The sequence below is a fragment of the Verrucomicrobiota bacterium genome, assembly GCA_034440155.1.
GTDB lineage: Bacteria > Verrucomicrobiota > Verrucomicrobiia > JAWXBN01 > JAWXBN01 > JAWXBN01.
In genome coordinates this window covers 1-13,225 of the sequence record JAWXBN010000010.1, presented here as the reverse complement: position 1 = coordinate 13,225, position 13,225 = coordinate 1, and the positions used below count along the sequence as shown (strand labels likewise).

Annotated in this window: 11 protein-coding genes; 4 read left to right on the top strand and 7 right to left on the bottom strand. The window is 48.8% G+C overall.

Annotated elements, in window-relative coordinates:
• The first annotated feature begins 81 nt into the window (after nucleotides 1–81).
• Nucleotides 82–1,497, top strand: coding sequence for a TonB-dependent receptor (locus tag SGI98_00820; GenBank protein ID MDZ4741944.1), 1,416 nt, complete (start codon nucleotides 82–84; stop codon nucleotides 1,495–1,497).
• Nucleotides 1,498–1,521: 24 nt separating this feature from the next.
• Here the strand turns inward: SGI98_00820 and coaD are convergent, their stop codons facing one another.
• From coaD to SGI98_00805, 3 genes are read right to left on the bottom strand one after another with little or no spacing between them, the layout of a single operon-like run.
• Entirely contained in the window at nucleotides 1,522–2,004 is a 483-nt protein-coding gene (gene coaD, locus SGI98_00815; protein MDZ4741943.1) for a pantetheine-phosphate adenylyltransferase, read from the bottom strand.
• A 20-nt stretch (nucleotides 2,005–2,024) separates the two neighbouring features.
• A complete protein-coding gene (rsmD, locus tag SGI98_00810; GenBank protein MDZ4741942.1) occupies nucleotides 2,025–2,618 on the bottom strand; it encodes a 16S rRNA (guanine(966)-N(2))-methyltransferase RsmD in 594 nt (197 codons plus the stop codon).
• Nucleotides 2,619–2,635: 17 nt separating this feature from the next.
• Nucleotides 2,636–4,060: an AsmA family protein gene (locus SGI98_00805; GenBank protein ID MDZ4741941.1), complete on the bottom strand. Its 1,425-nt coding sequence runs from the start codon at nucleotides 4,058–4,060 to the stop codon at nucleotides 2,636–2,638.
• Between the two features lie 28 nt (nucleotides 4,061–4,088).
• On the opposite strand from SGI98_00805, the gene SGI98_00800 reads away from it, so the two are divergent.
• Nucleotides 4,089–4,961, top strand: a complete 873-nt coding sequence (locus tag SGI98_00800) for a diacylglycerol kinase family lipid kinase (protein MDZ4741940.1) — start codon at nucleotides 4,089–4,091, stop codon at nucleotides 4,959–4,961.
• 51 nt (nucleotides 4,962–5,012) lie between these two features.
• Here SGI98_00800 and SGI98_00795 read toward each other — a convergent pair whose 3' ends face one another.
• The 4 genes from SGI98_00795 to purT are packed head-to-tail and all read right to left on the bottom strand — an operon-like array spanning nucleotide 5,013 to nucleotide 8,998.
• Nucleotides 5,013–6,089 carry a Gfo/Idh/MocA family oxidoreductase gene (locus SGI98_00795; protein MDZ4741939.1) on the bottom strand — a complete coding sequence of 359 codons (1,077 nt, stop codon included), beginning with the start codon at nucleotides 6,087–6,089 and terminating at the stop codon, nucleotides 5,013–5,015.
• 7 nt (nucleotides 6,090–6,096) lie between these two features.
• A complete protein-coding gene (locus SGI98_00790) occupies nucleotides 6,097–6,879 on the bottom strand; it encodes a hypothetical protein (GenBank protein ID MDZ4741938.1) in 783 nt (260 codons plus the stop codon).
• 25 nt (nucleotides 6,880–6,904) lie between these two features.
• Nucleotides 6,905–7,798 (bottom strand): hypothetical protein, encoded by an 894-nt coding sequence (locus SGI98_00785; protein ID MDZ4741937.1) that lies wholly within the window; start codon nucleotides 7,796–7,798, stop codon nucleotides 6,905–6,907.
• Between the two features lie 9 nt (nucleotides 7,799–7,807).
• Nucleotides 7,808–8,998, bottom strand: a complete 1,191-nt coding sequence (gene purT, locus SGI98_00780) for a formate-dependent phosphoribosylglycinamide formyltransferase (GenBank protein ID MDZ4741936.1) — start codon at nucleotides 8,996–8,998, stop codon at nucleotides 7,808–7,810.
• A 65-nt stretch (nucleotides 8,999–9,063) separates the two neighbouring features.
• Between purT and mfd the strand changes: the two genes are divergently transcribed.
• Both mfd and SGI98_00770 read left to right on the top strand, forming a co-directional pair.
• Entirely contained in the window at nucleotides 9,064–12,441 is a 3,378-nt protein-coding gene (gene mfd, locus SGI98_00775) for a transcription-repair coupling factor (GenBank protein MDZ4741935.1), read from the top strand.
• 95 nt (nucleotides 12,442–12,536) lie between these two features.
• The coding region (locus SGI98_00770) for a SurA N-terminal domain-containing protein (GenBank protein ID MDZ4741934.1) at nucleotides 12,537–13,225 on the top strand (689 nt) is incomplete at its 3' end.

Sequence of the window (13,225 nt, the reverse complement as noted above, 5' to 3'; positions counted from 1 at the left end):
TCTAAACTGAATTGTTTTCCTTGAAAAGGTTTCTTGTAATAATATGTATTATTTACTCAACTCAATTTTACTCTGATCATTATGGAACGAGCGATTCAAACCACCCATCAAAAAGCATTGGATATCAACCTCGATCTGGCAAAATACGGTACGTTTGCGGAGATCGGTGCTGGCCAAGAAGTCGTCCGCTGGTTCTTCCAGGTCGGCGGGGCGGCAGGAACGGTCGCCAAGAGTATGTCAGCTTATGATATGACAGTCAGTGACGCTATCTATGGGAAAGCACAGCGTTACGTCTGTCGGGAACGCCTCGAAAAAATGCTGGACCATGAGTACGAGCTCAATATCGAACGCCTCAAAGCTAAACGCGGGGCAACCACCCAGTTTTTTGCTTTTGCTAATACCGTCGCGGCAAAGGGTTATAAAGGCAACAGCGAATGCCATGGCTGGATGGGGATCCGTTTTCAACCCATCCCCCAAGCTCCCCCCAGCCAGATCATCCTCCATGTCCGGATGTGGGACAAGGATAACCTCTCCCAGCAACAAGCCCTCGGGATCGTGGGCGTGAATCTCATCTATGCCGCTTTCTACTATACGATGTCACCGGACACTATCCTCGAAAGCCTTCTCGATAGCCTCTCCATCCGAAGGACCGAGGTGGACATGATCGAGTTCTCCGGACCGATCTTCGACGGTGTGGATCATCGCCTCTTGTCCTTGAAACTTGTTCAAATCGGCCTGACCAATGCCGCGATGTTCTCCCCCGATGGTAAAGTCCTCCAACCCTCAGAGGTCCTTTACAAAAAACCGATTATCTTGGAGCGTGGCAGTTTCCGCCCGGTCAGTCACACAAATATCGATATCCTCCACTCAGCCCACCAGCAATTCATCACCGACTTACAGGCGCATAATCAAGAGCAGGAACTCGTCCTCATGGAAATCACCATGAAGAACCTGATGTCCACATCGAATAATGGATCCATCGATTACCAGGATTTCCTTGCCCGTGCAGACATGCTTGCCTCAGTCGGCAAAACCGTCCTGATCTCGAATTATTTTGAATATTTCCGACTCGCTGGATACTTGCGCCGTTTCACAAAAGAACCCATCGGGATCACCCTTGGCGCAAAAAGCCTGAATGAACTCTTCGATGAAAAGTATTATGAAAATCTGGACGGGGGCATTCTAGAAAGTTTCGGACGCCTCTTCAAAAACGATATTAAAGTCTTTGTGTATCCCTACTTGGATGATGAAGGTAAACTCGTGACTGCAGCGAGCTTTGAGGCTCCTGCTGGTGTCCAAGACCTTTATAACCACCTCCTGAAAAAAGGGTGTATAGTCGGAATCGAGAAATATAACCCCGACTACCTGAAGATTTTCTCCCGCAACTTGCTCAAGGACATCCAATCAGGAAAGGATGGATGGGAAGAATCTGTCCCTCCAGAAGTCGCTAATATCATCAAGGAACGCGGTTATCTCGGATACCGGATCAACGAATAGGAATGTGAGGCATCACAGCCGCACCTACCCGTTGTATTTTTCGAAAATTGCTTGTTTTACATGGGCAGGTACAAAAGCACTTATATCACCACCCAACCGAGCAATCTCTTTAATAATACGGGAGCTCAAATAAGCATAAGTATCTTTTGGCATCAAAAACATGGTTTCAATGGCTGGTTGGATTTGGCGGTTCATTAACGCCATCTGGAATTCAAACTCGAAATCGCTGACCGCGCGTAACCCCCGGACCAAAGCGCAGGCACCCTTTTTCATCGCATAATCCACCAATAAACCGTCAAAACCATCAATCGAGACATTCGGCAAATGACGAGTTGATTCCAATACCATTTTTTTACGTTCTTCCATCGTAAAAAGTGGGTGTTTATCAGAATTCACCGCCACGGCAATAATCACTTCGTCAAAAAGACGGGAGGCCCGTTCGACTACATCAAGATGGCCGTTGGTAACAGGATCAAAACTTCCAGGATAAACTACGATTCTTTTCATCGGGGGCAATTTGCATGAATTTAGGCGGATTGCAAAATCAAAAAGCGCACCCTCACCTGTCCATAGACTTTCTCGCGGAAAATATTCCAGGGTGCCGGAACCTCGAAACGGTCATGATCATAACTATCCAATACAAAAAAGCCCCCAGGCTTCAGTATCTTCGGGAGAAATTTATTTTCCAAGAGCTCACGGGCAAAATGCCTCTGCTCGGGATTTGAGAGCAAATTGTTCTTCAGGTCGGTTCGTTTGGTAAAGGGTGGATCAGCAAAAACTAAATCGAATTTTGCCCCTTTTTCTGAAAAGCGCTCAAGCGAAGCCACCGCATCCGTTGGATAAACCATTCCTTCCAGTTTGGTCTTTTCCATATTTTTCTTGAGAAGCCCCAGACTCATCTTGTTTTTTTCGACAAATACACATGTACTCGCTCCCCGGCTGAGGGCTTCGAGGCCGATTGAGCCTGTCCCCGCAAAAAGGTCGAGGCATTCAGCCCCGACAACGGCATCACCGAGTGACGAAAAGATAGCTGCTCGAGTGGAGTCCATCGCGGGACGGACAGAATCATCCTTTGGGGTGAACAAGGGGATACTACGGGCGATTCCAGCGATAATTCTCATAAACTTTAAAATTACTGTTACTTAAAGAGTTCCTTAAGAAGATCACCCGCTTTTTCATTCAGCTTTTGGATTTGTTTTTTGGCGGCATCCTGCACAAGTAATTTGTCCAAGAGATCGGTTTTGAGTGAGTCCTGAGGGCCATACACACGGAATTCCGGCGTCGTAAAGGATCCATCCTCATTGGGTAAAAGTTTTTCACGGATATCATTGGGCATTTTCTCGTAAAGACCTTTGCTCATATTCATAACCAGCTTCAAGTCATACTGGTTATCGACCGTAATCGTCCCACCACCTTTAATCTGGATATCGGGAGTGGTCAGGATCAAGTTACTGAGGGTAATAACCCTTTCTGCAGCGGAAAAATCAGTATAAGCTTTTGTAAGATTCATTTCCTGGAATTCGGATATATTAAAAACCGACCCGATAAGCTGGAGCATGGGAACCCCAGTGACTTTTCCTTCTTTAATATCCAAATAACCTTTTCCCTGAAAATCCAACGGATGGGTCATCGGAGCCGTCAATTGTGCTTCTATATTGAGTTTCCCACTGAGCTGGTCTGTCTGGTTGCCTAATGCCGCCAAGAGTGATTTCATATCCAAACCATTCCCTTTGATATCCAAGGCAAGGGGCATTTGCTCCACTTGATTAATATCCAAAGTCCCATGGCCGGAGATCTGTCCCCCAAAACACGTGGCGGATGCCTCTGAAATCGTATACACCCCATCCTTGAGCTCAAAACGCGAATCCACTCCGGACACTTGTCCCAAGCGGATGATCTCAAGGTTGGATATCTTTAAGTCACCTTTTAAATCTGCTTTCCCCTTATCCACCGACACACTCGAATGTAATGTCATGCCTTTGAATGAAATCGGACTCACTCCGCTCATGTCATAAATCGATAAGGCCCCATCCTGGATCTCGAATTTTTTAACTGAAACTGGTATCCCCTTTGAATCCTGCGTTTGTATAGTCACCGGACTGGATTGAGGAGCTTGAGTCATTTGTGTATCCCCTGATCCTGAGGCTTGGCCTTCGGGAGCATGCGGCAGGCGGTTCATCCCTGGGAAAATCCATTGTCCTGAAGCAAGTTGCTCCACGCTAATGATTGGTTTTTGAACACTCACGTCATTAATCTCGAGTTTCTTATCCAGTAACGCCCGCCAATTATAATTAAGCTCGAAAGAATCAGCTTGAAAAAAATCTGGATTCCGAGAGCCCGGTGGATTGGCGATTTTAACTCCCTTAAGCTGGAACCCGCTGAAAATCGAAAACTTTAAGCTTTCCACCGTGACTTTGACACCCAGCGCCTCGCTGGTTTTATCCACAATCATTTGTTTAAACTGATTTGAGGTCAGGTAGGAATACGCCCACACTCCGAACCCCGCAATTGCGATCAGCAATACAAGAATAAGAATCGCAATAATTTTCAGTGCTTTTTTCATAAGACTTTATAACATAGCGTGCTCTGATATGGCTTCAAGCCTACACAACGAAATATTTATCATCCTAAATCCCATGGCTAAGGGGGAACGCGCACGGGCTTTAAAGAAAAATCTCGACCGTTTCTCTTCACAGGCCTTGGTCAAGCTCACCCGGGCAGCAGGGGATGCCACTGTCTTAGCAAGCCAAGCCGTCGAACAGGGGTTTCGCACAATTGTGGCTGCTGGCGGGGATGGAACCCTTAATGAAGTCGTTAATGGCCTAGCTAATTCCCCTGCCCGCCTCGGCATTTTACCCTTAGGAACGGTGAATGTTTTTGCACGCGAGACAGGTATCCCCCTCGACCTCCATGCTGCTTGGAATGTCGTCGTCAAGGGCAAAACCCGCAAGATCGACCTCGCCCGCGCAAATGATAAATACTTTGTGCAGCTTGCCGGAGTCGGCCTCGACGCACAAACCATTAAAGAAACGACCTTTGGCTTTAAAAAAATATGGGGCCCGATGAGCTATATTTTTAACTCCATCCGGATCGCTTCCCAAGAAGCCCCACGGATTACCCTCACGCTCCCGGATGGTCAAAAACACGAAGGTTGTTTTGCCTTGGTAGGAAATGGCCGTTATTATGGGGGCTCGTTTGAATTCTTCCACGATGCTCGCCTCGACGATGGATTACTGGACATCTGCCTTTTTAAAAGCCAAAAACACCACGACTTGATCCGGTATTTTAACGGCGTTCTCTTTAAAACGCTCAAACACATGGAAGATGTCGTTACGGTTAAAGCCGAATCAGCTTCAATTACCGCCGAAAAAGAGACGGCCCTCGAAATCGACGGGGAATACTGCGGCACTTCACCGGTTCATTTCTCAGTCCAGAAATCCGCCCTCACCGTCATCGTGCCCTGAAGACAAACCCCTTTTGCCGACAGCCTATCATCTCTATGGATAGAGGCTGATTTATTTAATCGTGATCCACTTGTCCGTTTTCATAGATTGATGGATGGCCTCTATACATTTCTGCGCAGAAATCCCCGCATCAAACCCGGGTACATCGTTTTTATCCTTGGACCCGCGCAGTTTGCGTACGAAAGCCTCAAAACAGCTCTTCGGTTGTTTACCAGCAAATCCGGTGGGGATTTTGACTTTAGGGAATGATTCCACCCCCCATGTATCATAATGGGAAACCGTCTGGCTGGCGTAAAGGGTAATATGATCCCCGTCCTCACTCAGGACACGGATAAGTCCTTTACCGCCGGAAATCTCTATCTGGAAAAAATTTCCATATCCAGGAACGACTTGGCTGGTTTCAAATACACCAACGGCACCGGAGGCATACTGGATAATGAAGCTTGAGTTTGTGTCCGTCGTTACTTTCTGTTTTTTCCCCTGTGCATCCGTCTTATAGGGAATCAATGTCTGGGCGACACCCGCGACTTTTGCAGGTGTTTCCCCTGAAATAAATCCCGCGCCGTCAATCATGTGGACCCCGAGATCGCCAAGAGCACCGAAGCCTGCGATTTTGGAGTCATTACGCCAGGAATAAGGAACGGACTCTGCCCCGAGAAAACTTTGCAAATAACGGACATTCATGCGTTGGATCGTACCGAGCTCACCCGCAGCAACAATTTCCTTAGCTAAACGAAAAGCGGGAATGTAACGGTAACTAAAATTAATCGCACCCTCTTTACGTGCCGTTTTACGATTTTTCTCCATTTCGAGGGATTCAGCCACAGTCATCGCCATAGGTTTTTCACAAATCACGTGGCAACCAGCTTTATAAGCGAGGTTAGATAATTTTGCATGTGCGACATTCGGGCTGCAAATGAAGGCAATATCCGGTTTTGTCAGGGAGAGTAGTTTAGCCGGGTCTTTATGAATAATGATGGCAGGTTCCTTTTTTAGCCAAGACTCCATGGCCGCCTCTGACGGATCGTAAACTCCTACCAACTTTAAATCATCAATTTGTTTGGAACATTGATAATGATGGCCCGCGATACCGCCTGCCCCGAGAAGAACGTATGTGAGTTTTTGCATAAGATATCTAATTATTCCCTTTGTCAGATTCCGGCTCGTTTGCGAGATTTTTTGTATCCAAGGCATGCATATCCTTGACTGAAATCTTCCATAATAAAGGAAGCGCGACCAGCCAACCAATCACTAATGCAAATGGCAGGGGCATGACATGTCCGGCAAAACGGGTCACCACTATCAAGGCCAATATACAGAGGATCATCCGCGGGAATTGCCGGCTCATGGTCCAAAGGGAATGCCGCGATTCATACGCCCCGAGGATTCCCACCAGCGGAAAAGTCGTCATAAATCCTCCCAAGGTTTGTTTCATCCCCACAAGGATAGCCACAATAACGACAATCACGGGAATCTTGATATAAATCGGTAAAGTCGTCTTATGCCCAGGTTCATCTCGGTGCGGGTGGACTTGCATCATAATCGCGGCAATACCCGCCGTTGTCGCCAGAGCGATCAGGAATGTCGTCTGGTTATCGGGTAGGAGGGGATTGATCACACTCCCGGCGACTATATAAAAAACAGCGGATACAATGATGGAAACAGTGATATTCCAGCGCCAACTGATATGGAAAAGTCGGATCAAATGGATGTAGGCCAATAGAAGGAGCAATCCCAATACGTTAGTGGCATTAATCGGCTGATTCACCACGAATAGGCCGACACTAAAGGGAATAGGCAAAGCATAGATAAAAGCTTTCCACCGGGGAGAATAGGTATAAGAAATAGCTGCGACCTGTAGCGTCACGACAATGACCAATAACCATTCAGCCCAACCAAATGAGCCCATAAAATCCATAAAGAGTCTTTCTTAAAAATCCTTATTAAACTACTGCCGCCTTGATTTCTTTCACACGCACGTCAGTAGAGTCCAGCGGGACGAATTCCCATATCTCACGGTGCTCGGCAAATTGTCCGGGGGCGATTTTGCCTAATGCCCCAAGGGTTTCGAGCTCCAAAAATAGATTACAGGTATACAATTCCCAAGCGACATTATTATCCGGGTAAACAGCCGCTCCCGCTTCCAAAGACTGGACCGGGATAGTTTTAATAAACGCCTCATGCCCAAGCACATAGGCTGCCCAACCGTAATTCGATGTCGCCCCAAATTTGCAAGGGCTTGTGGCCGCATCATCTTGTTTGAGGATAATCCCGTTCGAAGAGAATTTGAGCCTTTTATCCGACAAGTCGGTATAGGGCCACAAAGAGAGGATACGGTCATTAAGAAAGGTATTTGGCCGTGCTTTCCCGCCAAAAGGGACAAAACCGTACCCCCCGGGCGCACAAACACTCAAGCACCAAGGAGCCAGCTCGATATCGAAATGCGTGCGATTATAAACACGATGGATGAGCTCGGCTTTCGCCTCTTTTTCATCGAGGATAATGTCGATTTGTTTTTCGAGGCCAGTCGCCTTTTCGACATCTTGAATCGTGCGGACGCCGCCCTTGATTTCTTCTATCTTCACAGGGGCATTATCCGGGCAATATGTCCTTGGATCAGCCTCGGGTGAATGCCACAGGCGGTGCCCGCCATAAATCTGCCAGTCTTCCCCACCGGTTTTCCCTTGTTGGTCGGGATGATTCATCATGAAGTTTTCCCCCTGCGGTGTTTTTGCTGAGATGATACGCGGTCCGACCGATTGCGTGACGACGAGGCTCAAGGCGGGATTAGACACTTCGATGGCATCCCATCCGTTGTATTGGATCTTTTTGATCATAATTTTTTGTTAGCCTTGGATTATTAGTTTGATTTTGGAAGCTGCTTCTTTAGCTCGTAGCCGAGCGGTATCGGTATTCTCCGCTGTCGAGAGGGCTACAGCCATCCGGCGATTCTTCCGAGCATTAGGTTTACCAAAGACTCGGACTTGGGTTTCAGGAACCGCACAAGCCTCGTCGATGCCGGAATAAGAAACATGTGGGCCGTCTTTATCAGAGAGCACCACAGCACTGGCCCCGGGCCGGATCGTAAATATCCCGGGGAGTGGTAACCCGAGCAAGGCGCGGGCGTGAATGGCGAATTCACTCAGGTTCTGAGTCGCCATGGTCACCATTCCCGTATCATGCGGGCGAGGACTGACCTCACTGAACCAGACATCATCACCCTTAATAAAAAGTTCCACCCCGAAAATCCCGAATCCGCCAAGGGCTTTGACCACCGTCGAAGCAATTTGCTGTGAGGCGGCCAAGGCTTTAGCACTCATCGGGTGGGGTTGCCAGCTTTCACGGTAATCCCCGTCGATCTGGATATGGCCGATCGGGTCGCAAAAGAAAATACCATTCACCGCACTGACCGTCAGCAGGGTGATCTCATCATCAAAATCGACAGGGCTTTCGACAATAACCCGGGCCTGTCTTCCGCGGCCCCCTTTTATCGCGTAATCCCATGCTTCCGCAATTTGCTCCCGGCTCTTGACAAAAGACTGTCCCTTACCGCTTGAGCTCATGATCGGTTTCACGAAACATGGCACACCGATTTTTTTCACGGACGCTTGGTATTCCTCCCAGCTACTGGCAAACTCATAACGGCTCGTCGGTAGCTTGAGTTCTTCCGCAACTAACCGGCGAATCCCCTCACGATTCATGGTTAAAAAAGCAGCATTAGCTGTCGGAATGACTCTCAGGCCTTCTTTTTCGAGTTCCACCAGTGTCGGGGTACTGATCGCCTCGATTTCAGGCACCACAATCTGGGGTTTTTCCTTCTCAATAATATAACGTAAGGCTTCACCATCGAGCATGTCGATGACATGGTGGCGGTGGGCGACTTGGTGGGCAGGGGCTCCGCCGTAGCTGTCCACGGCTATGGTCTCCACACCGAGGCGTTGGAGCTCGATAATCACTTCCTTGCCGAGTTCGCCACTACCCAAGAGCATGACACGGAGGGAATTCTGTTTAAGGGGGGTGCCTATTTCAAAAGACATATCCTCTGGAAAATAGGGTTCCCCCGCCCTTTAGCAAGCATGCGTTTTGACAAAAACGAGAGAACATGGTTGATTCCAGTACTCTTTTGCATCCGAAAGACATATTCATACTCCGTGAAATCGCGAAGACACCATTGCTCCGGGACTGCCTGGATCACATCAGTGTCGGGAAGTCCTATGCCCTGACAGGCATATCCTCTTACTCAAAACCTGCCTTAGCCGGGGCCTTGAGCCTGCTCGTGCAGGATGACTCCCCCACCCCATCGACACTCTGTGTTATTGCGGCCACTGTGCGTGAGCAAGAGCATTTGGCCTCCGAACTCTCCGCCCTCTTTGAGGCCTGTGGCATCGATCGGAAAATCTTTCCGTATCCCGAAGTCACTGACATCGGGGACATGGATATCGACGAATCCGTCGCTCTCTTGGACTCTGACACTCAGGCGGAAAGACTGGCCATCCTTTCTGACTTGGCAAAAGCACCCTCTCCATCCGGCCACATCATCGTCGCTACGGCCGAGTCCTTTACGCAATTTGCCCCAGCACCGGATCGGCTCAAGGACAATTTGCTCTTACTCAAAACCGGTCAGACTACAGACCAACAGTCTCTCTTTGAGGGGTTGATGGCATCCGGTTATGAGTCCGTCGCCAAGGTCGCCCACTCGGGACAAGTCGCACGGCGCGGGGGCATTCTTGATATCTTCGCCTATAATTCAGGGTTTCCTGTCCGGTTCGAGTTCTTCGGCAATGAAATCGAGTCGATCCGGACCTTCGATCCCGACAGCCAAGTCTCCTTGGGCAAATTACCCGAGTTCAGCCTGAGCCTCGTCTCCTACTCCGGCAACGATAAAGGGTCCAGCACTCAAGACCATGAATCTTGCCTGATGGATTACCTCGAAGCGGGCACTGTCCTCGTCATTGATGAGATCCAGACCCTCGACCAAATCATCTTAGAGTCCTCGGAGAAAAACGCCCGTTTCGCGCAATTTGCCCAAGTCTTCCTGACTTCGCAACCTTCCTTCGATAATACCGGGCCCTTGGCGGCATTCACCAGCTGTGGCGATGGCTTCCACTTCTTTAATAATGATTTCCTCTTGGACTCGGGCAATGATGAATTCCTCCTTGAGAAACGGCGGGAGACTTTTCTTAAAATACTCGGCGAATGGCTTAGAGACGGATGGAAAGTTACTATTTTCGGCAATAATGAAGGGGAATTACAACGCCTCCAGGAGATCCTCGACGAGGCGCAAATCGCGAGCACTGCCAAGAGCAATTTGCCCCGGATGTGTGTGGCACCCGTCACCCACGGATTTTCTTTTCCCTCCGCACAAATGGCTGTCCTGACCGACTCGGAGATTTTCGGGCGATACCAGAATGTCCGCAGGATCAAACGCATCGAGCGGTTGAATAAACTGCGCAAACAAACTTCGATCCTGGATTTTAGTGAATTAGCCGAAGGTGATTATGTCGTCCATCTCAGCCACGGCATCGGTATTTATGGAGGCCTCCAAAAAATGGATGTGGACGGCTCGGAAAAAGAGGTCATTTGTATCATCTTTGCCGACAGTGCAAAGCTCTTTGTACCCCTCGATCAGGCTTTCCTCATCACCAAATATGTCGGGGTCGGCAAACGCCATCCCAAACTCGATAACCTCGGCGGTGCACGCTGGGAAAAAGCCCGTATCTCCGCACAACGTTCCGTCCTTGATTACGCCGCCAAACTCTTAAAAATCCAGGCGGAGCGGCAAACGGTCGAGGGGTTCAGCTTTGGAAACGATACCAAATGGCAAAGAGAATTTGAAGATTCCTTCATCTACGAGGAAACCCCCGATCAGGAAAAAGCCATCCTCGAAAGCAAACGGGACATGGAGTCGAAACAACCCATGGACCGGCTCATCTGCGGGGACGTGGGGTTCGGAAAGACTGAGGTCGCCATCCGTGCTATTTTTAAATGCGCCATGGAAGGAAAACAGTCCGTCATGCTCGCCCCGACCACGGTTCTCTCAGAGCAACATTTTAAGACTCTTAAAGAGCGATTCGCCGATTACCCCATCCGGATCGAGGCTCTTAACCGGTTCAAGAAACCCGCCGAACAAAAACAAATCATCGCCGCGGTGCGCGAAGGCAGTGTCGATGTCTTAATCGGCACCCACAGGATCCTCTCCAGTGACGTGGAGTTTAAAAATCTCGGCCTCGTCGTCATTGATGAGGAGCAACGCTTCGGGGTGAAACAGAAAGAGAAATTCAAGGATAGATTCCGCCTCGTGGATATGCTCACCCTTTCGGCGACCCCGATTCCCCGCACCCTTTATCTTTCCCTGGCCGGAGTCAAAGACATGAGCCTGATCGAGACCCCACCGGTCAACCGCCAGTCCATCGAGACCTTTATCGGTGCCTATGACGAAAGGATCGTGAAAAAGGCCATTGAAAAAGAGCTCGCACGAGGTGGGCAAGTCTATTTCCTGCATAACCGCGTCGGCAATATCCTCCACGTCCGTGACCGGATCAAGGAACTCGTCCCGCATGCCAAAATCGATGTCGGCCACGGACAAATGCACGAGGATGAACTCGAAACCGTCATGTACCATTTCGTCAGTGGTAAAACAGATGTCTTGGTTTCTACGACGATTATCGAAAGCGGTATCGACATCCCAAATGCTAACACCATCATCATAGACCGCGCTGACCGTTTCGGACTTGCCGACCTGTACCAGCTTCGCGGACGGGTGGGACGTTCCTCAAATAAAGCCTTTGCCTACCTTCTCCTGCCCCGACACATGCTCCTCCAGCAAAATGCCCGCAAACGGGTCAGCTCCATAAAACAATACAGCCAGCTCGGCAGCGGATTCAAAATAGCCATGCGCGACCTGGAGATCAGGGGATCGGGTAATATCCTTGGCACCGAACAAAGCGGGCACATCTCCGCCATCGGCTTTGACTTGTATTGTCACTTGCTCAAAACCACCGTGGCCCGACTCCGGGGAGAGGCTCCCCCGATCCGGCAAGATGTCCCCGTGCGTATTGATTTTGCTGTGACCGAGGAAAACGAAAAGGCGGCGGCTTACTCAGATAAATTCTCCTTTAATGCCTGGATCCCCAAAAAATATGTGTCCGAAACGGCTGAACGGGTCACCCTTTACCGGCGTTTCGCAGAGACTTTATCCTCGAAAGACCTCGAAAACCTGACCGATGAAATCCGCGATCGTTTCGGGAAATCACCTCCTGAAATCAATAACCTCATTGCTCTGACCCATGTCAAAATCCTCAGTGCCGAATGCAAATTGTCCGAGTTACTCATTAAAGAAGGAAAAATAATCGCCAAAAAATCTGGGGATTTTATCATGCTTGGAAATAAGTTTCCTCGCTTAAACGCAGTGAAAACCACTGACCAAGTCCAAGAAATCATTTCTTTCCTGAAATCCGTGAAATCGGGTGACCCGCGATAAAAGCATTATCAGATATTGAAATTTAATCTGATTTTGTCACAATCAGCGACTTGGAAACGAAACTTTTTTATTGCCTTAAGGGTTTAATCACCAGCATGAAACCATTTTCAAAGCTGCCATCATTCATTCTGCCTATCGTACTGATAGTCATTTCATTTACTTGTCCTGCCGCAAAATCACAGGACGTCGTCGATGGGATTGCGGCCATTGTGAATGATTCCGTCATTACTTTTTCCCAAGTTAAACAACAGGTTGAACGACAGGAACAGGCCCTGCGCGATGGCCTCCGCGATAACCCTGAAGAAATGGTCAAACGCGTAAAAGCACTCCGCTTAGAGGCCCTGAACGCTTTGATCGAACGCCAGCTGATCTTACAGGAATTTAAATCCATGGGGTTTGATCTGCCCATGCGTTATATCGATGCCAAGCTCAAAGAGACCATCGATACCCAATACGACGGGAACCGCACGGCATTCATTAAAACCCTGGAAGCCCAAAATATGTCACTGGAAGAGTACAGGGAAGATTTAAAGAAAAATATGACCGTACAGGCCATGCGCCAGCAGAATGTAAATGCGGACAGTTACATCTCCCCCTACAAGGTGGAGCAATATTACCAAGAAAATATCGAGAAATTCGTCACTCCTGACCAGGTCAAGCTCAGGATGATCTTCCTCCGGAAAGGTCTTTTTAAAGAGGAATTTAAAACCGCTGACGGCAAAGTCGTCGAAAAAGACCCGCAGCTTGTGCTCGCCGAGGAAATCCTCAAAAAACTCAATACAGG